Below are 20385 nucleotides of genomic sequence, written 5' to 3' on the forward strand. Positions count from 1 at the left end.
ATAGCATAATAGAGTTGAACATTATATAGAGAGGCGTAAGAGTTGTCTTAATCTCCTAAAGAGGCTATAATTCCACAATTTTTCATGTAAATTCGAGGGAGCATACCGTATGGGAAGAGCGTTTGAATATCGTAAAGCCGCAAAAATGAAACGCTGGGGAAATATGTCCAGAGTATTTCCAAAGCTAGGTAAAATCATCACAATGGCAGCCAAAGAGGGTGGGGAAGATCCCGATATGAACCCGAAACTCCGCAGTGCGATTTTGACGGCTAAAGCGCAAAATATGCCTAAAGATAACATTGATGCCGCGATCAAACGGGCTTCGGGGAAAGATGCTATTTCCTTGGCGGAGATGAATATCGAAGGCAAAGGGCCGCATGGCGCCCTCTTTTTCGTAGAGTGTGCAACGGATAATAATGCGCGTACCATTTCAAACGTACGAACAATTTTCGGTCGCGCAAAAGGGGAAACCCTCAACAACGGTTCTCTTGAATTCATGTTCAGCCGTAAAGCCGTGTTCCGTTTTCCAAAGCCGGCTATGGATTTGGAAGAACTTGAATTTGCCCTAATTGATGCAGGCATTGAGAGTATCGAAGAAGAAGAGGGGGAAGTGAGTGTTTACGGTGAATATACCGCATTCGGCGCCTTGTCCGCTGAGTTGGAAAAAATGGGCATTGCACCCGATAGTGCGGCATTAGAGCGTATCGCAAACTCTCCGGTAGAATTTAGTGATGAGCAGATGGCGGATATCGAAAAATTGATCGATAAACTTGAAGAGGACGATGACGTCCAAGCGGTTTATACCAATATCGGTTAACTACTCGTTATTCACTTTTGAATAATGAATCTTCGCATCCAATAAAAGTGTTTTAGCGAAATGGGCTTTTGTCCCCGATGGAAAATGGGGATCGCTTAGGAGAACCGACATTTTTTTACTCCCGTTTCGCTGAATCATGCGACGCAGTGTTCCCTCTCCCATCGCGTAGGCAAAATCAGCGAGATACCAACTTCCAAACTCTCTTTTTAAATACAGAATATACCGTATCGCCGCATCGGTGGAGCGGTCGATATCGAGTCGTTCATCGTTCCCTTTTTTAACGGTTAGTCCAAAATTTCGAGCGCTTTGCTTTGTAAACTGCCATAGTCCTGCCGTACCGTATCCGTGAATGGTAGGATTAAATTTCGACTCTGCGTAAGGAATGAGAGCAAAAAACGGAGGAATCCCCGCATCCGTAAATTTGGATCGGATGTGTTCTAGCTCTTGTGTGGTTGCTTGATAGCGTCTGTAAAGAGGGGAAATGGTTCCGCGATACCGATCCAGTGTATTGTCTAAAACGGCAGTATCGAGAAGAGACTCTTCACTTTGAAGAGATTGGAGAGATTGATTGATTGCTTCAACGTCACTGTTGGCAAAAAGGGTTAAATGAGAGAAAAATAGGAAGAGTAAAAATAAGAGTTTTTGCATTATTATCCTTCAATATTAAACCTTTATCGTAGCGTAATCGACTTAATAGGTCAACAATCCTCTTAAATCGTGTAAAGAGTCGATACGATAGGTAGCATGACTAAAATCATGACTCGCGGTAAAATCATTATGAACTACGGCACACTCTATTCCGGCAGAGACAGCTGCAGTGAGACCCCTTTGAGAGTCTTCCACGACGATAGCGCTATCAGGATGGGCATTAAAGAGTTCCAACCCTTTGAGATACGGATCAGGATGCGGTTTGGCTCGGGGGTAGTCCTCTTCACATAGAACAAACTCCATAAATCGGGTAAGTTTTTGTTCATGATGAATCAGCTCAAAATCGACCCGTCGCGAGGTGGTGACGATTCCCATGCGATAATCGTGTGAAAGTTCGGAAAGTACCTCTTCGACTCCGTCGATAAAAACGTTTTCGGTGCGGAGATAGTGTTGATAGTAACGGCTTCGACGTTCACGCGCACGGTTCACTTCCTCTAAGCTCACTCCACGCTTCATAGCGAGCTCCCACCAGTTCCCGCCGTATTTCATTAACTCCAAATAGTATTCAAGCTCTAGTGTGACCCCCAGCTCTTTCATCGCTTTCTCATTCGCTCGAAAATACCAAAGTTCGGTTTCGACGAGTACGCCGTCGTTGTCAAAAAGGATAAAGTTTTTCATAACCCGATTTTTGTCGCGGTAAGGAAGAGATAATCGCTTCCCGTGAGCGTCACTCGAAATTTCTTTTGCTGCAAATATTTTTTGCAGTAGTAGATGTCTTTGATAAGAATTGACATCTCCGAGTAAGGATAGTTCGGAGCTTTTGCACCGTAGATCATCTCTCCGCTCATCCAGCGACAATTCGGGAATCCCAAGATCATCGCTCCATCAGGGGTGAGATATTCCTGCACCAAAGAAGCAAAGAGGCTTTTAAACTCCAATGTGCCGCTTTGTAAAGTTCCGATGGTGATTATGAGATCAAACCGTCCCAGAGATAACGAAGCAAGATCGTTAATGTCATGGACGTAAAAAATGGCGTTTCCTTCACTAAAGCGCTCTTGTGCAACCGAAATAGCACTCTGAGAATGATCAACGCCAACGAGGGAGAGATTGAGATACTTATCCTTCGGTACAAGTGTACGGATGAGGCCAAACTCATCTCCCGTATTGATCCCCAGATTAAGTATCCGTTTTTTCCCCTCCACTTTGACACTTTTGAGCGCTCGTAAATAGGCACTTAAAAAAACAGGTTCTTCGTTTTTACGGATAGCTGCGAATAGGGATGCCGTCCCGTATTTCTCTTCTTGAATGTCACTATGGTGAAACGAGTTGCTGAGATCGAGTTTTTCATAGGTGAGTATTACGGTATGTTCAGTGGCGGTTTTCGGGACGAGGAGACGGCAAAAGAGAAGCTTGCTTAGATCACTCCACGCTTTAATACTGCGGTAAAGATACTCGGTCTCATTGAGTATTATGGTTGTACCCGCATATACTCCGCGTCCGATGTCAGGATTGAGCACTTCAAAAGAGAGAGTATCGCTGTTTGTAAGTTCATGCTGCATCCATGCAAGGATATCCGTGAGAGGCTCGGAGGTGAATGATTTCATGATGCAATTTTATCACATTAGAGAACGATTTTTGCTTGTCATGTTTTACAAACCTTACAAGGAGTCTCGTATGAATGTATCTTCTGTTTCCAGCTTATCTGTGAATACAACGCCAACTTCTACGAAAGATGAAAGTGTTGATCAAGACTATTTGGCGCTTATTGCGCAGTTTTATCAAGCCGAAGAGTATAAAAGCCGTGATGAAATAAATGAGGAAGATACCTCATTGTCGAAATTCAAAGATGATTTGATCAGTAAAGGTGCCGCAGTATTTCTAAAAGAGTTGAATGAAGAGAAGATTGAAGCGATGGTCGAAGAGTACCGCCAAAAACTACTCAAAGAACAAGCGGAAAATCCTGATAAGCCTATGGATATTAACCAAATGGTGAGTGATTTCAGAAAACAGCTTCTTGAGGAACTGATGGAAGCACAAAAAACGGAAGAGGAGAATAAATCTGCTGAGAATACCACATTGATGAGCAGTGATATACTCAAAAATATTCAAGCTACACGTAACGATGAGCAAACGTCTGGATTGGCGGATACCGGATTTTTGGAACAGATGTTGAGTCTTTCGAATAAAAATTCAGAAGAAAAACAGGATGAAGTGAAAGGTTAAGTTAACAATTTATTAAGATATGGAGTACTACTATTGGAATAGAGCTTAATTAAATTTGAGTTATAACAATTAGAGGGGTATTCCATGACAATTTATAAGCAGCTGCTTGTGTTGGTAAGTGTAGCCATTATCGGATTGATCGGTATTTTAAGCTTGGCGGTCGTTAAGCTGGAAACAGTATATGAAGAGACAAATTACGGAAATGTAAATTCTATCCCTTCTATCTTAGCATTAGACGAAGCGGTCGATCATATCGCTACCATGCGGGTTGTTGCCTATAAATATCATGTTGAAGAGAATCCTGAGCAAAAACGGAAAAATGAAGAGCGTCTTTTAAAAGCTGAAGCGGATCTAGAAAACGCATTTAAGACATATGACAAGCTTGTATCGGATGATAAAGACAAAGCGATGCTGAAAACGGATCGGGATACAGCTAAAGCGTATATCTCTTTGTTGAAAGAGATTATGGATTTGAGTAACCAAGGCGAAGAGGCAAAAGCAAAAGCTCTCTTGCTTGCCAAACATAAAGAGACGGTGAGCAGTTTAAATGATGCTATTGAAGCGCATCTCACTTTTAATGCGACATTGGCGAATCACCAAGCAAAAGAGGCTGAAAAACATAAAAATAGCGCCGATCTATTAATGATTATTATCGGATTGATCGCCATTGCAATAACCCTTTTTATGAGTATATCGATTGTGAAAAGTATTATGAACGGTGTGCATATGATCCGTGACGGAATTAGCCATTTCGTTCAGGAAAAAGAGTTAAAATTTCGGATTCAGTACAATCAAGATAATGAGATAAAAGAGATTGTCAATAGTTTTAATATGTTGGTTGAAACATTAGAATCGACAATCGATGATGCAAAAAGCTCCTCTAATGAAAATTCGTCCGTTTCGCATGAGTTGAGCAGTACAAGTTTGCAAATCGGAAAAAATGCGGAAGAGAGCGCGAAAATCGTTAATAAAACGATTGATGATATGCGTTCCATTAAAACGTTTGTACAACAAACGGCAGATTTGTCTGAAGTGACGAAAAAAGAGATTATTGTCGCCGGAGAGAAACTTGAACGTTCTAAAAATGAGATTATTTCTCTTCGTGAAGAGGTAAACCTTGCGAGTGAAGCAGAATCGGCATTAGCTGTTAAACTTGAAGAGATGAGTCGGGATGCGGAACAGGTAAAACAGGTTCTCATCGTGATCTCTGATATTGCCGATCAAACCAATCTTCTAGCACTCAATGCCGCTATCGAAGCGGCACGTGCAGGTGAACACGGACGTGGATTTGCCGTGGTTGCCGATGAGGTACGAAAACTCGCGGAACGGACTCAAAAATCCCTTTTTGAGATTAATGCCACGATCAACGTTATCGTACAATCCATTATGGATTCAGCTGAACAGATGGGGAAAAATGCAGAAAATATTTTGCGTTTGGTGGAAGTCTCCGGAGATGTTGAAGAGATGATTGTCGATACCAGTACGATCATGACTACGAGTGTTACATCCGTTTCGAATAGCGCTGAAAATTCGTTTAAGATTGCGGATGATACCGGAAAAATTATGGATATGGTTTCAAATATCAATGATTTGACAAATCAAAATGCCCGCAGTGTTGAAGAGATTGCTTCAGCTGCGGAACATTTGTATCAACTAACAGAAAATTTAAGCGGTAAACTCAATCAGTTTAAATCGTAATCTCTATTGGGGGGAGATCCTTTTGCATTACGCTAAGCGCTAACCCCTTGACTACGCTTTCCCACAAATCAGATTGAGGAAACGGTATGATTTTCCCCATTTGCTGATATCCTCTGCGCTCATAATACTCGATCAGCTCACTACGGTGGGTAATCACCTCCATAATCGCGCTAGTAACTTCCCATTCTCGGATCGCTTCGGATTCGGCGTAGGCTAACAGCTCTTTACCGATTCCTCTACCTTGTAGCGAAGGCTCAACGGCGAAGAGTCCGAAATGGACGCTCTCATTTTCATGATGAGCATGGATGGTAGCGAAGAGCTTATCCTCAGAGTGAGCGATTAGGATCAGAGAATCAGGATCATTCAGCAGTTGGTATAGCCCCGTTTCATCGATCCGTTTACCACTTAGCAAATCAGCTTCTGTCGTCCATCCCGCGCGGGAGCTATCACCGCGATAGGAGCGGTTTAGGAGAGAGATTAGGGTAGGGATGTCGGTTAGTGTGGCGTGTGCAAATAACATGATGGGATTTTAGCATAGTAGATTAGCTATTTTCAATCTTGAATGTATTAAAAATAATATCGGTTGCCAACATCCGCGTCGCATGACTTACAGCATCGAGAATATCACTATCACTCCATCCCATCTCCCGCAACGTATCGAGATCATTTGCAGTGACACCGTGGGCGTTACGTATCGCTTTAATCGCGAGGTTGAGCATCGCTATTTCACGTTCAGGGAGATTTGCAGCATTCGGATCTTTGCGCATTTTTGCGACCTGATCGAACGTCCATCCCGCGAGATTTATCAACATCCCCGTATTGTAATCGATACAAAACTGACACTCTTCGCCACTCGAAACCATAATGCGGATAGCGGCGAGAAGCGGCATCGATAGAGTCGGGTGGTTCATATAAAATTTGATGAAATCCATTTGCTGACGCAATAACTCGGGGCTAACACTGAAAAGCTGTGCATTATTACCGACACTCCCGCGCATCGTTTCGATGATGGTGTAGAGTTTCGCTAACTCACCTGTCGCTTCGGATGGTGCTATGGTGTGAATGAGTGGCATGAGAATCCTTTTGAATGAATGTTGACTGTTTGGTCAAGTGGCATTATAAAACGATTTGACCGAATAGTCAAGTAATGTGTTATAATTTTAAAATGGAACAAAATACAAGACAAAAACTGATCGACGCTACCTATGAAGAGGTCTATTCGCATGGCTATCAAGGTGCGGCACTCGCCGATATACTCGCCAATGCGGGGGTGCATAAGGGGTCAATGTACCACTTTTTCCCCAACAAAAAAGAGATGGCACTTTCCGCGATAAAAGAGAAGATTGCAGAGCGATTCGGAACCCGTTATTTAGCAATAGCTAAAGGGGAGGGTGATTATTTAGCGCATTTTTTTGAGGGTTTGCGGGATCTCAAACAACGAGATTTTCGTCGCGGATGTCCTGTCGCAAACATCGTTCAGGAGATGTCCAATATCGATGAAGATTTTAATGTAGCGATGAAAGAGATATACGCAAAATTTCGTCAAAGTGTCAAAATCATTTTCGATAAAGCGGTTAGTGTCGGCGAATTACGCTCTTGTGATACGGCTAAACTCGCCCTTTTTACGACATCCACATTAGAGGGTGCAATCCTCTCGGCAAAAGCATCGGGGGATGCTCAAGACTATCTTGATTGTGTGGAATGTTTGATTAGTTATATTGAAAGTTATACACATGAATGAGTCTAAAAATACCACTAAATACGTACTATGGATGATCGTCGCGATGCTCTTTTGGGGGTTTGCGTGGACAGCGGGGAAAGTTGCGGCGGAACACTCTAATGCCGAAGTTGCCGCTTTTTGGCGTTATGCGATCTCGTTTATCAGCATCATTCCTATTATTTGGTATCTGAGAACACCCCTTAAAACCGATAGGGCAGGTTTGATGTATATGGTGATAGCGGGGATTTTGACATCTCTCTTTAACTATCTCTTTTTTGCGGGGCTTTCACACGGCGATGCGGGTTATGGCGGGACGATGGTTACGTCACTCGCTCCGATCATCACCTATATCCTCTCGATCTCGTTTTTGGGAACCAAAGTATCCATGCGACAAATCGGCGCGCTTTCCATCGGTATTTTCGGCGCGTTGATATTGCTTCGCGTACCGTTTGACGGGTTTGCGTTCTTGAATGTTGATAGTGCCTATTTCCTCGGATGTGCACTCGTGTGGGCGTTAGTGACGGTGGTCTCTCAAAAAGCCGCAGCGCGTGCGCATCTGATGTTTTATACATTGGTCGTTTTCGGGATCACGACGTTTATCAATATGCTCTTTGCTCTGCCGCACCGTCCGTTTGATTTCGAGGCGTATGACGCGATATTTTGGTGGACGATTATCTTTATCGGGGTGATACCGGGGACGTTTAGCACCGCCCTTTATTTCATCTCGGCAGGGAAAGTGGGGGCGCATCGGACGGGGGTATTTATGTTTATCGTCCCTGTGGGGGCTATCGTGTCGAGTTGGATCGTGTACGGTGAGACGTTGGCAATCTCTACCCTTATCGGGTGTTTGATGGCGTTTGCAGCGGTGATTTTATTTAATATCAAAAAGTCGAACGAGATACAATGACTCCTGCGGTTAATATCGCTAAAAAAGCAAAAATCGATTACATCCTGCACTCCTATACCCATGATCCCGCATCGGCTTCGTATGGTGAGGAAGCATCGGAGAAATTAGGGATTTCTTCAGATAGAGTATTTAAAACACTGGTTGCACAGATCGACTCACGTGAACTCGTTGTTGCGGTCATCCCCGTCTCCTCTATGCTTTCGATGAAGCAGATCGCCAAAGCATCAGGGGGCAAAAAAGCGGAAATGGCAAAGGGTGTAGACGTTGAACGCTCCAGCGGTTATATTCTTGGCGGCGTAAGTCCCTTAGGGCAGAAAAAGAGACTTAGGACGTTTATCGATAGCTCGGCGGCAAATTTTGCGACGATCTATGTGAGCGCAGGGCGAAGAGGGTTGGAAATAGAGTTATCGCCGAATGATTTGGTAAAAATAACAGATGGGGAGATGGTAGCGTTATGTGCAGAATAATAGGAGTATTTTTTATTTTATGGATTTCGATAAGTTCGGCTTTCGCATCCGAACCTGATTTCGGAAAATTTGACGGTACGGCGGTCATCGTTGATCTGAACACTTCGACGAAAACGATTTATGGAAAGCACGCCGATGAACGTGTCAACCCCTGCTCAACGTTTAAAATCCTCAACGCTATGATTGCGCTCGATAGCGGTGCGGTGCGGGATGAAAACGAGACGATTGTATGGGATGGAGTGGTGCGGGAGTATCCGTTTTGGAATCATGATCACACGATGCGTTCGGCTATCGGAGTCTCAACCGTATGGTTTTATCAAGAACTCGCTCGCCGTATTGGAGAGAAGAAAATGGCTGAGATGGTACGCGCAGCAGAGTATGGGAATATGGATACCTCTAAAACCCTCACCGACTTTTGGCTAGGTGGCGGTAGTCTCAAGATATCTCCCGATGAGCAAACCGGTTTCCTTTCCAAACTGGTACGTAATCAGCTCCCTTTTTCACTACGTTCGCAGAGTGCGGTTAAGGATATTCTGACGCTTGAAAAGAAGGATGACTATGTATTGGCAGGAAAAACAGGAAGTTGTGGTGGTATCGGATGGTTCGTCGGATTCGTCAAACATCATGAGCATGTAAAAGTCTTTGCATTTCAGATTCGAGGTGAGGGTTCCAACGGTGCGGAAGCAAAAAAGATTGCACTTCAATATCTCATAAAAGGAAAATTATGATCGATACAGCATTTGCCGAGTATTTCGCCCATGAGTGGGTCGAGGCGTGGAACAGTCACGACTTGGAATCGGTACTATCGCATTACAGTGATGATTTCGAAATGAGTTCTCCGTTTATTATTGCGTATAGCCCAGAATCAGGCGGGACGTTGAGAGGCAAAGAGGCGGTCGCTCAATATTGGGCGGCGGCATTGGAGAAATTTAGCGATTTACATTTCGTACTGGATAGTGTATTTGTCGGAGCGGATTCGATTGCCCTCACGTATACGTCAGTGTTGGATAAAAAGGCGGTCGAGATTTTCTTTTTCGATGAGAATGAGAAAGTGGTGAAAGCGGCGGCGCATTATTTTTAATGCCTAATAAATCTATAAAATCTGATACAATAAAATGAATTAGATAGTGTCTGTACTACGCATTTTAAATTCCTTCCTTTGTTACAACATTGAATGTTATAAAAATTTGTTCTTTCGGAAACATTATAGCATTTTCGAGTTTATATTCAAGCGCTCCGTTTATTTTATTTGGATTTTCTCTACCATATTTGGTATAAATCATTGGCATGATAATACTTTCATCATGACTAAAACTCACTTTAAAATCAAAGCAAGGTTTTGAAAAAGAGTACACATGAATGTGTTCAATATCTATACTTTCCGCAATCTCTTCTACCTTATGCTCTCCTGCAGACATGAATGGCCATTCATGAGTTGCTCTGACAATATCAGTTCCATTTTCTGTTGAGGTACTGTAAATTAATGAAGGTATTTGCTCATGCCCATCAATAATTAGCTTTTCATAATGGAAATGTTCTTCAGGTGTAAGACCGGGTACTTTTGGTGTTGCAAATCTTCTTTCTCCGCTAAACACACCATCTTCAGAAACATATACGGTATATGTTTTGGTCACTCTTGATTTGATATAATTACCTTGATTAGTATCTTCTATTTTAATATCTGCCGAGATAATGTAACCTTGATTGTGTTTGATAAGTTCTATAATTTGGTTACTAATTTTTTCATGTCTATTTCCATATTTGAGTTCATGAAATACTTTGATAGATGTTTCAATGATTTCAAGAAGTTTGGTTTTGTCATAAGACTTCAAAAAACTCATAGAAACGAAATTATCAAAAACGATTGGTTTAATTGTTTTTGTCATTTGGATAGTAAATGCATTTGAAGTTAATAAAAACTTAAATACTGCTGCAGAAATAAGAGTTACTCCAATAGTTGTGTATTGGGTTTTATCTGGAAAGATAGCAACAAGCGTTAAGCCTGCAATAATAATCAATAACACTTGAACAAAGCTATTTTTTGTGATGGATTCAATTGCCATTTTTAATGTTGGAGAACTATCAATGTAATCTTTTATTGTCTGCATCATAAATTTGCCTTGTTTAAAATATAACATGAAGTGTTTATTGATTAACAATTATAGCCTTTTTAGAGTTAGGATTACTTTTTAATTTTGTAATGGCTTGGTATGGCATGATTAAATACATATGCATGAATTAAATTAAATGATTTTTAAACATCTCTGCAAACGCTCTAACAGCAGGTTCAATTTCCTCCATCTTGAAACCGCCGAATCCCATCCGTAAAGCATCCCATTCACCACCTGAATACTCTTTTACAAAATAGAGCTTGATCCCCGCTTGTAGAGGGGTAAAATTTACCGAAAGAGCGGTACGATACTCTTATCAAAAACATAGAAGTGCGAAACGGCTCTGTCGATAGCGCAACAGTTCAGTTGATGCAACAATTTCAGAAAGAAGCGGATGTATGATGCAAAAAACTATTATTTTTAGAGCTATTAAAGATCAATCGAATGCTATTAGCATCTTAGTCGGCGAACTTTTACAAGAGATTATGGATCGAATAGGAATTGATGCATTCCATTTTGATCTTGAAGAGACGAAAGCGCGTTTGGCAGAGTTTATCGAACAGGAAAAAAACTTCGTATTTGTCGCAGAAGACAATGAAAATGGCGAATTGATCGGGTTTGTTACTGTGTATGAGGGATTTGCCCTTTATGCCGAGGGGGCTTTTGGAACGATGGCAGAGTTGTATGTCCGTCCACCGTATCGTTCACAAGGTATCGGTAAAATGCTGATACAGTCGGTCAAAGATTTCGCTGATGAGAGAGGCTGGAAACGTCTCGAAGTCACGACACCGCCACTGCCACAGTTTGATGCGACTTTATCGTTTTACGAACGAGAAGGGTTTGAGATAAGCGGCGGGCGAAAATTAAAGGTAGTGATTTAAGGTTTACTCGATAATTACGCTCTGGCAGATGCGTGTTCGTTTGAGAAAAAAATTGAAGGAATGATATGAATATTACCTACCAAATAACCCCCAACCTATCAACCGAAGATTTCATCGACATCCTCAATCGTTCAACGTTGGGCGAACGCAGACCTGTTGATGATCTTGAATGTATTGAGAGTATGATCAAAAATGCCGACATCATTATTACGGCGGTTTTGGATGAGAAAATCGTGGGGGTGGCACGTGCCGTTACCGACTTCAGCTACTGCTGCTATCTGTCAGATTTAGCAGTCGATGCGAGCTTTCAACATCAGGGGATCGGTAAAATGCTTATCCAAAAAGTACGCGAACAGTTAGGGGCTAAATGCAAACTGATTTTGCTCTCTGCACCTGCAGCGGTAGAGTATTATCCAAAAATCGGTTTTACGCAACACCCCTCGGCGTGGGTACTGGACAGCACGAAAGAGATTTTATAAAAAAGTAGCGACAATGAATTTCAAAAAACTGACAGAAGCCGAGGCAAGTTTTTTCACCTTTTACCCCAAAGGGTTCGAAGACGAAGCACTGCTATCGATTATCAAACGGCACAAAACGGCAAAAATAGGTGAAAGTGTAAGAGAACTCTTCGCTCCTGAGAAATTTTCATGTACCGAAGAGATAGGTGAGAGTTTCGCCAAGATTGTCTCTAAGTCCTCGCTTATCTCACTTTTTGAAAAACCAAAAGTTCGAGATATGGTGAAAGCGATGAGTATGGAACAGCAAGATATGTTTGCCATAGGATTGTATGAACTTTTGCATGCCGATAAAGAGAAAGGGTTTAATATTTTGGTAGACGTGTTGAGCATCTACAAACTCGCGAAATGGTCGATTGTGACGTTGATTCCCTATTATTACGCACGGGATAAAGAGTTTTTTATCAAACCCACCACGACCAAAGATATTATCAAATTCTTCGAGATAAGCGGTTTGGAATACAAGCCTAAACCAACTTATGAATTTTACATGCGCTATACACAAATACTTCAAGAGATGAAATCACACGTCTCTCCGCTGATCGGTGCAGATAATGCCGGATTTACAGGTTTTTTGATGATGGCGATGAAAAAGTAATCATAAAATTCAAACCCAATACGACGGATACACCAGCGATTTTTTGAGATTGAGATAAAAGTCTTTTTTACTATCGATGTGTCAATGGCTAAATTAAAGATGGTATCTTCATACAATCTTGAGAAAGAGGCTCTATCATGGTGAAAATGAACCAAGGAGCTTCTATGTTTTCACGACTTATCACTTTCACAACGGCTTTGAGCTTTTCATCGCTTTTACTAGCGGCTTCGCTTCCCGACATAAAAATGCCCGATAACGGTCTCTCATTTAAAATGATCGAAGGGTATCAGGATTATAAAATCGTCGCAACCCACTGGCGTACCGATAAAAAGGAGCTGCGTTATGTATTGGCAAATCCAGTCGCCTATAAAGCATTGAAGTCTAAAAAAATTCCCCTTCCTGAGGGGAGTAAAATTGTCAAAATCGGATGGACGGTAAAAGCGATGGGGGCATTTTCTGATGCTCTTGAAGCCGATAAAATTCAGAGGGTTGAGTATATGGTTAAAGATTCTGCGCGGTATAATCAAAACGGCGATCATTGGGGATATGCCCGATATGTGAAAAAAGGAGACGCTTATGTACCGTACGCGAACGGCTCTGCGGAGTGTGTTGCCTGTCATAGTGCAGTTAGCGGGAACGATTACCTCTTTAGCGGGTTTCAAGAGACCTTTTAATCGATGAAAAACACGATTTTAATCGTCGAGGATGAAGAGGAAATCCTCCGTCTCATCTGTAACCGTATCGATCCTGAACGTTATGAGGTGATGATTGCCAAAGATGGCAAAGAGGCGTTGGCACAAGTGGCGAGAGAGATATTTGATATTGCGGTGATTGATATCATGATCCCCTTTATCGACGGTTATGAAGTATCTTCTCAGTTACGCCGAAAGTCTAAAGAGACTCTGATTATTATCGTCAGTGCGTTGGGGTCTGAAGAGAACAAACTCAGATGGTATGAACTCGGAGCCGATGATTTTATCCCTAAACCGTTCTCTCCACGTGAACTGATTGCGAAAATCGATACACTGATCAAACGACGCTACGAGATGATCAACCATCATATCACCGTATTGCGTTCCATCACTCATGATAGGGCAGGTAAAAGAATAGAGATCGAAGGGGAAGTTCTGGCACTGACTCCGAGCGAATATCTTATTTTTGCGACACTTTTGCTCAGACCCAAAAACATTGTCTCCCGTGATCAGTTAGCGCAGGCGATCTATGATAATGATATGGGTGAAATCGATGCACGGGGAATCGATACCCATATCTACAATCTCCGCAAAAAAATAGCCTCCATCACCTCACAGCCGATTATCCATACCGAACGTTCACTAGGGTACACCATCCATGAGTTTTAAAACTCTTCTGATCCTCGTATATTCTCTCGCGGGACTTTTAATCGCACTCTTCAGCGCCTTTATGACCTATCTCATCATCGGTGAGCCGATAGGGATGAAGATGTTTTCTAAAATTTCCTTGGTCGTAGTGGCGGCATTACCAGTTATCGCTCTTATCAGCTATGGAGTAGGAAAATATTTTTTCGGTAAATTTGAGGGGATACGCTACCGATTGGATCAGATCGCACACGGTAATTTTGTCTCGATTGAGCCACAGGAACGTATCGCCGATGTTGAGCGAATCCATCGCTCTATTACACTCCTCTCTGAACGCTTATCGGAACTGATCGAATCCCTACAGAAGCAAAACGAGACAATCTCAAACATGACACTTTCACTAGCTCATGATATTAAAACACCGCTCATGATTATCAACGGCTATCTCGAAGAGATACGAGACGGCTTGATTTCTCCCGAAGATTTACCGAAAATCGTGGATAAAATGGGATCAGAGTGTGGATATATCGACGATCTCACGAGTGATGTGTTGGTGTATCTCTCGTCTATGAATCCAAAACGCGAACGTGAACAGGTGGTTATCTATGACGTTGTTCATGAGATTTTACCACTGATCGTCATTTCTGCTGATACACGTTGGAATATCGATTTACCTCGTGAAGTGATTATCGAGTTTAATCGGATGGATTTGAAAAAAGTATTAATGAATCTGCTCCATAACAGTGCTAAATTTACCTCTTGCGGTGTGATAACGATTCGTACAGACGATGAGAAACTCATTATCGAAGATACAGGGTGTGGAATCGATCCACTGTTTTTCCCCCGTTTATTTGAGCCTTATAGCACCGCTGATTTGAGTCGAAATCGACAGAAAAGCGGGTTGGGTTTGGGGTTGAGTATCACTAAAAATCTCGTACTCAATAACGGCTATGATATCGTGTTTGATGAGACGGTAGTGGGTACACGTGCGATTATCAAACGAGGCGGTGAAATCAGCAGTGACGAGGTACTTGGGATTTATGAGGGGATGATGAAAGAGGAATGAAGTGAATTGAAAGGTTATAGGTATCACCTGACCCCTATATTCCTATATTCTCATACTAAAATACTCTTGAGAAATGGAAACTCATGAACGCATGTTGAATCTATTCTAGTACGAATCTGCTCGTCCCCTTCGCCATGTTTAGCTAAACATAGAAAGTAGTTAACATTTTCATGTATGGCATATATCAGCCACTCTCCTGTCGTTTTTTGATCGGCTTGACGGCGCTGAAAATTTGATGTCACAACGTCATTAACAATATGAGGTATATCTTCAGCTGTTATAAACCGCTCTTCACCACTTGTCTTAGCTTCATCAACCATACTCTCAAAATAAGGCATACCGTAATTGTCTAATGCATTTTTCACATTTTGAGCTAAGGCTGAAATACTTCCATCAAAGTAATGTTTGTGCCAAAGTCCTTTTAGCGGCGGACGACGAAATTGTGAGGAATCTTTAGTTCTGCTTGTTTCTTCTAAACCTTCTAAAAATCTTATTTCATACATGACAGCTTCAATATTGAGTGAACCGTTTTCAAAAGCAAAGAATAAATCAAGTAAAAAGGATATGCTATATTGGTCTTTTATCGTTTTATCAATTTTGGTGATCTCTTTGATCCGAATTATCTTTGAGTAAGTCTCGAAGTCATCTTCTTTTATCTTATTTAAAATCATGCTTTTTAAATCAATGTGAACATTACTTTCCATCTGATTCCTTATTGAATTAGACATGTAACTATTTATTCATACTTCAAATATGCTTTTTTACTAGAAATCTATTTGACATACTTTCAAACATTTTACGCTGTTTTTCTTAAAATAATTTCCGTATACGCTTTAACGGCAGACAAAGCGAAAAAAGAGCAAAATTCCCCAATCATAAGATATAGGAATCCCGATGAAAGCCGAAAATTTTAATCTCACCGACTATCTCTCCCGTATCGGCTTTGATGGGGAAGTACGTCCCGATGTTGCGACACTCACCCAGCTGATGCAAAAGCAACTACGAAGTATCCCGTTTGAAAATACCGAAGTACAAGCGGGGCGAATCCCCTCACTCACTCCGGAGGAGATTTATACGAAAGTACTCACCAATCGTCGTGGGGGGTATTGCTATGAGATAAACGGAATCTTTGCGATGGCACTCACCGCTATAGGATTCGAGTGGCATTTTGCGGGTGCGCGACCGATGACCTACGCCGTGCGCCGTCCTAAAACCCACATGGTGGTGATTGTCCGTATCGATGGGCACGACTATCTCTGTGACACTGGATTCGGCGGGTACGCTCTGCGTGCTCCTATGATGATAGAAGAGGGTGAAATCACCCAAGACGGTGATCGTTTCCGACTGGAACTGATCGATGGAGAATACGTCTTGAGTTCACTCGTACAGGGGGAGTGGCAACGTCAATACGGATTTGCAATGCAACCTCAGGAGTGGATCGAATTTAGCCTCGCGAACTATTTTAACGCTACCCACCCCGACACGATTTTTACGCAAAAGAAACTCGCGATCATACAAACACCTAATGGACGGAAGATCCTCGTGGATAATGAACTCAAACTCATCGAAAATGGGGAATTAGAGAAACTCGAAGTGGAGTATAAGCGTGCGCTTAAAGAGTATTTTGGGTTGGAACTTTTTGTTGGAATAGAATAACAAAGGAAAATCTATGAATCTACAAAAACTAAAAGAAGCCGAGGCAAGTTTTTTCACCTTTTACCCCAAAGGGTTCGAAGACGAAGCGCTATTGCCGATCATCAAACGGCACAATACGGCAAAAATAGGTGAAAGTGTAAGAGAACTCTTCGCTCCTGAGAAATTTTCACGTACCGAAGAGATAGGTGAGAGTTTCGCCAAGATTGTCTCTAAGTCCTCTTTGATCTCACTTTTCGAAAAACCAAAAGTACGAGATATGGTAAAAGCAATGAGTATGGAACAGCAAGATATGTTTGCCATAGGATTGTATGAACTTTTGCACGCAAATCATGAGAAAGGGTTTAGAATCCTCGTCGATGTCCTCACTATCTACAAGCTCGCAAAATGGTCGATTGTGACGTTGATCCCCTATTATTACGCACGGGATAAAGAGTTTTTTATCAAACCGACCACGACCAAAGATATTATCAAATTCTTTGAGATAAGCGGTTTGGAATACAAACCCAAACCGACGTATGAATTTTATATGTGCTATACACAGATAATTAAAGAGATGAAATCACACATATCTCCCCTGATCGGTGCAGATAATGCCGGATTTACAGGTTTTTTGATGATGGCGATGAAGTAGAACCATAATTTTCTTTCTTCTCTAAAGCCAACAAAAACTCTTTTCTCCATAACCCTCCACTGTATCCTCCGAGTCCACCTCCGCTGGCAATAACACGGTGGCAGGGGATCAAGATAGCGATAGGATTTCGCCCGTTGGCACTGGCAACGGCACGGATTGCTTTAGGATTTCCGAAAATTTTTGCTTCCTCTGCATAAGAGATGCTCTGAGCATAAGGGATTGAACGGAGTGTTTTCCAAACATCCTCTTGAAAGCGTGTCCCTTTCGGTGCAAGAGGGAGGGTGAAACTACGTCGTTTCCTTTCAAAATATTCATGCAGTTCTTTTTCCAGTTGGAGCAACAGCGGATGATCAGAATTTTCAATCTTACTTTCCGAATCGGTAAAGTCGAGGGAAGTGATTGCTTCAACATTGCATTCGGCAATCATTGAGCCTATAGGGGTGCGGATGATACGAATATTTTTTTCCATGAGAATTATTATAGTGATTTTAGTGTGAGCCTATTCTTTTATTTCATAGTGACATAAAAAAGTGCAATTGAATGACTTATGCTATGATATTCGCAATTTAAAAGCGGAGAAATGCATGTCGGTTTTACGTTGTGGATGGGTAAAGTTAAGCGATCCGGTTTATGTCGCCTATCACGATGAAGAGTGGGGAAAACCTCTGCATGAGGATCGGGCTTTGTTTGAACTCTTTTGCTTGGAAACACAATCAGCAGGTTTGAGCTGGTTAACCGTACTTAAAAAGCGTGCAGGGTACCGTGAGGTGTTTGAAGGATTTGAGTTAGAGAAAGTGGCTTCGTATACCGATAAAGATATTGATCGAATTATGGAGAGCGGACTGGTTATCAAAAGCCGTCCAAAGATCGAAGCGATCATTACAAATGCACAAAATTTTTTAGAGATTCAGCGTGAATTCGGCTCACTCGATAGCTATTTTTGGGGTAAAGTGGGGCGGAAAGCAATTATAAATGATGTCGTTAATTACAAAACAGCAGCATGCACCTCAGAGATTTCCGATGCCATGACCAAAGAACTGAAAAAACGGGGTTTTAAATTTATCGGTTCGACCACTCTTTATGCATTTATGCAAGCGTGCGGGATGGTGGATGATCATGAGAACGGGTGTTGGTGTAAAAGATCATGAATCCTACAAAAGTAGTACGTGAAAAGGTTGTCAAATTGACAGATCTCCCCAATATCGGAAAAACCGTTGCTCATGATCTGACTTTGATCGGCATCACCTCTCCCGATCAGCTCAAAGGTGAAGATCCGTATGATCTTTATATTCGTTTTTGTGAAGCATTCGGCGAGAGGCAAGACCCGTGCATGCTTGATGTACTAATGTCGATTACCGATTTTATGAACGGCGGTGAGGCAAAGGTGTGGTGGGACTATACGCCAGAGCGCAAAGTGCGCTATGGGGAGAAAATCAAGATTTAGAGGTAAAATTTTCCTCTAAGCGATGGTGTAAATCATTAAGTGTATTCTCAAGGGAAAATTCCGATTTATAGATGTCATGGACAGAGAAACTCGGGTATTGCGTCGCACCGCAAAATTGAAAAGTTTTATGAAGAGCGATATTGGCCTCATCCAAACTCAATCCGTCAAAAAAACCTTTCGTATTGTCAAATTCACTCTCAGGACAGTTATAGGTAAAACTGAGCATATACCGTTTTCCTCCCATCAATCCACCGCTTCCGTAGGTTTTGGATGGATCGTTACGGCTTCGCCCGTCACTGGCATATGTCACGGTATTTACCCCGGCAGAGAAAATCTCATCAATGTACTTTTTCCCAAGCCACGGTAATCCCATCCAGTAGACCGGTGATTGAACGAAAAACAGATCAGCCCATTGGAATTTTTCTAATTCTTCAGCTACGTCATATCCCTCGTCGATAGTGGTTTCTTTAACTTCGTATCCATTGAGAGTAAAAAAAGTTTTTGCTTCATTTAGCAGATCTCTGGTCAGATTTCCGTTAGCAATTCCTTCATATTTTTGATGCAGGTTTAATAGTAATACGTGTTTCACAAATGCTCCTTCAAGGTTGTATCAGGTGAGATTTTATAGTATGCGGTGTTTTATGCCTAAGTATCATATCACCTAAAAGGTAATGATATTGATTAAATTATTTTTTTAAAAACTAAATTTTTCAAACTTCGCTCTTCCTCGATTTCGGGGAAGCTCTCCAAATTTTCTAACCTCTCAATATACTCAAATTCAGCTGCATTTTCACGAAATAGGGTTTTGATAAAGTCGCTTTTCAGTTCGGGGGCGTTGAGTGCCGAGAGGATAATGCACTCCTGTGCCGCAAACTCATGGAGCCGCCTTATAATCTTCTCATAATCGCTTGTTGCGGCGAATGAGCCTTTTTGAAAGCTGGGGGGATCGATGATGATTAGATCATAAGGGCCGCTTTTGCGGATACGGCTCCACGATTTGAGTATATTGTAGGGCATAAACTCCACGTTTTTCGTATCAAGGGCGTTGAGACGGTGATTTTCTCTCCCTATCGTAAGGACATTTTTGTTCATATCGACATTGACTACGCTATGGGCTCCTGCATCCATCGCGACAACGGAAAACGAGCAGGTGTATGAGAAGAGGTTGAGAACCTTTTTCCCTTTGGCATGGTCGCGAACAAATTCCCGACCGCGTTTCATATCGGGGAAAAAACCGATGTTTTGGGCATTTTGAAAATTGATACGGTATTTAAGAGTGTTTTCGATGGCAAACGTCTCGTATGGTAATGCTCCCGCGATGACGCTAGAGGGTGAGGAGGGGAGATAGCGCTGCTGAACTACGAGAGCTTCCCATTTCCCCTCGGCGGAATAAAAATCATGTAACAAGGAGATGATTGCCTCTTCCTCATCGTCTGCCTCGAACAGTACGGCAAACAGAACTTTGTCTGCACTGTCTACGGTGAGAAATCGGTAGCCGCCGTAGGTATTGCCCCGCCCGTGGAACAAACGGGTATATTCATTGGTGAGAGTAAAGGAGGCAGTGTTTAAACGGCAGTATAGATCGTTCAATGTCATAGTAGCATCGTCTTTGGTCAAAATGATGCAATTATAGCAGGAGTTTTGTTGAGGATTTAGAGACACGCTC

At 42.1% G+C, this 20385-nt stretch carries 28 protein-coding genes; 18 read left to right on the plus strand and 10 right to left on the minus strand.

Annotation, left to right across the window (positions count from 1 at the left end):
• Positions 1 to 109: 109 nt before the first annotated feature.
• Positions 110 to 817, plus strand: a complete 708-nt coding sequence (locus tag RMO68_RS05635) for a YebC/PmpR family DNA-binding transcriptional regulator (RefSeq protein ID WP_310439744.1) — start codon at positions 110 to 112, stop codon at positions 815 to 817.
• Here the strand turns inward: RMO68_RS05635 and RMO68_RS05640 are convergent, their stop codons facing one another.
• Genes RMO68_RS05640 through RMO68_RS05650 form a run of 3 tightly spaced genes read right to left on the minus strand, consistent with a single transcriptional unit; the run spans position 818 to position 3069 of the window.
• On the minus strand, positions 818 to 1465 hold the full coding sequence (locus tag RMO68_RS05640) for a lytic transglycosylase domain-containing protein (RefSeq protein ID WP_310439745.1): 648 nt from the start codon (positions 1463 to 1465) through the stop codon (positions 818 to 820).
• 42 nt (positions 1466 to 1507) lie between these two features.
• Complete coding sequence (locus RMO68_RS05645; RefSeq protein ID WP_310439746.1) at positions 1508 to 2143, minus strand: HAD family phosphatase; 636 nt, start codon at positions 2141 to 2143, stop codon at positions 1508 to 1510.
• On the minus strand, positions 2140 to 3069 hold the full coding sequence (locus RMO68_RS05650) for a class I SAM-dependent methyltransferase (protein WP_310439747.1): 930 nt from the start codon (positions 3067 to 3069) through the stop codon (positions 2140 to 2142). The genes RMO68_RS05645 and RMO68_RS05650 overlap by 4 nt, the downstream gene beginning before the upstream one ends.
• 70 nt (positions 3070 to 3139) lie before the next feature.
• Between RMO68_RS05650 and RMO68_RS05655 the strand changes: the two genes are divergently transcribed.
• Positions 3140 to 3688 carry a hypothetical protein gene (locus tag RMO68_RS05655; protein WP_310439748.1) on the plus strand — a complete coding sequence of 183 codons (549 nt, stop codon included), beginning with the start codon at positions 3140 to 3142 and terminating at the stop codon, positions 3686 to 3688.
• 84 nt (positions 3689 to 3772) lie between these two features.
• Positions 3773 to 5386: a methyl-accepting chemotaxis protein gene (locus RMO68_RS05660; RefSeq protein WP_310439749.1), complete on the plus strand. Its 1614-nt coding sequence runs from the start codon at positions 3773 to 3775 to the stop codon at positions 5384 to 5386.
• Here RMO68_RS05660 and RMO68_RS05665 read toward each other — a convergent pair.
• Both RMO68_RS05665 and RMO68_RS05670 read right to left on the minus strand, forming a co-directional pair.
• Positions 5376 to 5906, minus strand: coding sequence for a GNAT family N-acetyltransferase (locus RMO68_RS05665; RefSeq protein ID WP_310439750.1), 531 nt, complete (start codon positions 5904 to 5906; stop codon positions 5376 to 5378). The genes RMO68_RS05660 and RMO68_RS05665 overlap by 11 nt on opposite strands.
• Before the next feature lie 22 nt (positions 5907 to 5928).
• Positions 5929 to 6459: a hypothetical protein gene (locus RMO68_RS05670; protein ID WP_310439751.1), complete on the minus strand. Its 531-nt coding sequence runs from the start codon at positions 6457 to 6459 to the stop codon at positions 5929 to 5931.
• Between the two features lie 92 nt (positions 6460 to 6551).
• Between RMO68_RS05670 and RMO68_RS05675 the strand changes: the two genes are divergently transcribed.
• Genes RMO68_RS05675 through RMO68_RS05695 form a run of 5 tightly spaced genes read left to right on the plus strand, consistent with a single transcriptional unit; the run spans position 6552 to position 9561 of the window.
• Positions 6552 to 7127 carry a TetR/AcrR family transcriptional regulator gene (locus tag RMO68_RS05675; RefSeq protein ID WP_310439752.1) on the plus strand — a complete coding sequence of 192 codons (576 nt, stop codon included), beginning with the start codon at positions 6552 to 6554 and terminating at the stop codon, positions 7125 to 7127.
• Positions 7120 to 8013 (plus strand): DMT family transporter, encoded by an 894-nt coding sequence (locus tag RMO68_RS05680; protein ID WP_310439753.1) that lies wholly within the window; start codon positions 7120 to 7122, stop codon positions 8011 to 8013. Before RMO68_RS05675 ends, RMO68_RS05680 begins: the two co-directional genes overlap by 8 nt.
• On the plus strand, positions 8010 to 8480 hold the full coding sequence (gene ybaK, locus RMO68_RS05685; RefSeq protein WP_310439754.1) for a Cys-tRNA(Pro) deacylase: 471 nt from the start codon (positions 8010 to 8012) through the stop codon (positions 8478 to 8480). Before RMO68_RS05680 ends, ybaK begins: the two co-directional genes overlap by 4 nt.
• On the plus strand, positions 8468 to 9208 hold the full coding sequence (locus RMO68_RS05690) for a penicillin-binding transpeptidase domain-containing protein (protein ID WP_310439755.1): 741 nt from the start codon (positions 8468 to 8470) through the stop codon (positions 9206 to 9208). Before ybaK ends, RMO68_RS05690 begins: the two co-directional genes overlap by 13 nt.
• Positions 9205 to 9561, plus strand: coding sequence for a nuclear transport factor 2 family protein (locus tag RMO68_RS05695; protein WP_310439756.1), 357 nt, complete (start codon positions 9205 to 9207; stop codon positions 9559 to 9561). The genes RMO68_RS05690 and RMO68_RS05695 overlap by 4 nt, the downstream gene beginning before the upstream one ends.
• A gap of 64 nt (positions 9562 to 9625) precedes the next feature.
• Here the strand turns inward: RMO68_RS05695 and RMO68_RS05700 are convergent, their stop codons facing one another.
• Positions 9626 to 10591, minus strand: coding sequence for a hypothetical protein (locus RMO68_RS05700; protein WP_310439757.1), 966 nt, complete (start codon positions 10589 to 10591; stop codon positions 9626 to 9628).
• A gap of 401 nt (positions 10592 to 10992) precedes the next feature.
• On the opposite strand from RMO68_RS05700, the gene RMO68_RS05705 reads away from it, so the two are divergent.
• From RMO68_RS05705 to RMO68_RS05730, 6 genes are all read left to right on the plus strand, one after another.
• Complete coding sequence (locus RMO68_RS05705; protein ID WP_310439758.1) at positions 10993 to 11472, plus strand: GNAT family N-acetyltransferase; 480 nt, start codon at positions 10993 to 10995, stop codon at positions 11470 to 11472.
• A 65-nt stretch (positions 11473 to 11537) separates the two neighbouring features.
• On the plus strand, positions 11538 to 11951 hold the full coding sequence (locus RMO68_RS05710) for a GNAT family N-acetyltransferase (protein ID WP_310439759.1): 414 nt from the start codon (positions 11538 to 11540) through the stop codon (positions 11949 to 11951).
• A gap of 13 nt (positions 11952 to 11964) precedes the next feature.
• Positions 11965 to 12585, plus strand: a complete 621-nt coding sequence (locus RMO68_RS05715) for a hypothetical protein (protein WP_310439760.1) — start codon at positions 11965 to 11967, stop codon at positions 12583 to 12585.
• Between the two features lie 164 nt (positions 12586 to 12749).
• On the plus strand, positions 12750 to 13259 hold the full coding sequence (locus RMO68_RS05720) for a cytochrome P460 family protein (RefSeq protein WP_310439761.1): 510 nt from the start codon (positions 12750 to 12752) through the stop codon (positions 13257 to 13259).
• A 3-nt stretch (positions 13260 to 13262) separates the two neighbouring features.
• On the plus strand, positions 13263 to 13946 hold the full coding sequence (locus tag RMO68_RS05725) for a response regulator transcription factor (protein ID WP_310439762.1): 684 nt from the start codon (positions 13263 to 13265) through the stop codon (positions 13944 to 13946).
• Complete coding sequence (locus tag RMO68_RS05730; protein ID WP_310439763.1) at positions 13936 to 14988, plus strand: HAMP domain-containing sensor histidine kinase; 1053 nt, start codon at positions 13936 to 13938, stop codon at positions 14986 to 14988. Before RMO68_RS05725 ends, RMO68_RS05730 begins: the two co-directional genes overlap by 11 nt.
• Positions 14989 to 15038: 50 nt before the next feature.
• Here the strand turns inward: RMO68_RS05730 and RMO68_RS05735 are convergent, their stop codons facing one another.
• Positions 15039 to 15692: a hypothetical protein gene (locus tag RMO68_RS05735; RefSeq protein WP_310439764.1), complete on the minus strand. Its 654-nt coding sequence runs from the start codon at positions 15690 to 15692 to the stop codon at positions 15039 to 15041.
• A gap of 190 nt (positions 15693 to 15882) precedes the next feature.
• Between RMO68_RS05735 and RMO68_RS05740 the strand changes: the two genes are divergently transcribed.
• On the plus strand, positions 15883 to 16644 hold the full coding sequence (locus tag RMO68_RS05740; RefSeq protein WP_310439765.1) for an arylamine N-acetyltransferase family protein: 762 nt from the start codon (positions 15883 to 15885) through the stop codon (positions 16642 to 16644).
• Positions 16645 to 16657: 13 nt separating this feature from the next.
• Positions 16658 to 17275: a hypothetical protein gene (locus RMO68_RS05745; protein WP_310439766.1), complete on the plus strand. Its 618-nt coding sequence runs from the start codon at positions 16658 to 16660 to the stop codon at positions 17273 to 17275.
• Here the strand turns inward: RMO68_RS05745 and RMO68_RS05750 are convergent.
• On the minus strand, positions 17244 to 17744 hold the full coding sequence (locus tag RMO68_RS05750) for a methylated-DNA--[protein]-cysteine S-methyltransferase (RefSeq protein ID WP_310439767.1): 501 nt from the start codon (positions 17742 to 17744) through the stop codon (positions 17244 to 17246). The two genes, RMO68_RS05745 and RMO68_RS05750, sit on opposite strands and share 32 nt — an antisense overlap.
• A 115-nt stretch (positions 17745 to 17859) precedes the next feature.
• On the opposite strand from RMO68_RS05750, the gene RMO68_RS05755 reads away from it, so the two are divergent.
• Together RMO68_RS05755 and RMO68_RS05760 are read left to right on the plus strand one after the other, a co-directional pair.
• Positions 17860 to 18423 (plus strand): DNA-3-methyladenine glycosylase I, encoded by a 564-nt coding sequence (locus RMO68_RS05755; RefSeq protein WP_310439768.1) that lies wholly within the window; start codon positions 17860 to 17862, stop codon positions 18421 to 18423.
• A complete protein-coding gene (locus tag RMO68_RS05760; protein WP_310439769.1) occupies positions 18420 to 18719 on the plus strand; it encodes a helix-hairpin-helix domain-containing protein in 300 nt (99 codons plus the stop codon). The genes RMO68_RS05755 and RMO68_RS05760 overlap by 4 nt, the downstream gene beginning before the upstream one ends.
• Here RMO68_RS05760 and RMO68_RS05765 read toward each other — a convergent pair.
• Both RMO68_RS05765 and RMO68_RS05770 read right to left on the minus strand, forming a co-directional pair.
• Positions 18709 to 19308 (minus strand): NAD(P)H-dependent oxidoreductase, encoded by a 600-nt coding sequence (locus RMO68_RS05765; RefSeq protein WP_310439770.1) that lies wholly within the window; start codon positions 19306 to 19308, stop codon positions 18709 to 18711. The genes RMO68_RS05760 and RMO68_RS05765 overlap by 11 nt on opposite strands.
• 92 nt (positions 19309 to 19400) lie before the next feature.
• The gene (locus RMO68_RS05770) at positions 19401 to 20336 is read right to left on the minus strand and encodes a class I SAM-dependent methyltransferase (protein ID WP_310439771.1); all 936 of its coding nucleotides are present in this window, start codon (positions 20334 to 20336) and stop codon (positions 19401 to 19403) included.
• Positions 20337 to 20385 lie beyond the last annotated feature (49 nt).

The organism is Sulfuricurvum sp., from assembly GCF_031427015.1.
GTDB lineage: Bacteria > Campylobacterota > Campylobacteria > Campylobacterales > Sulfurimonadaceae > Sulfuricurvum.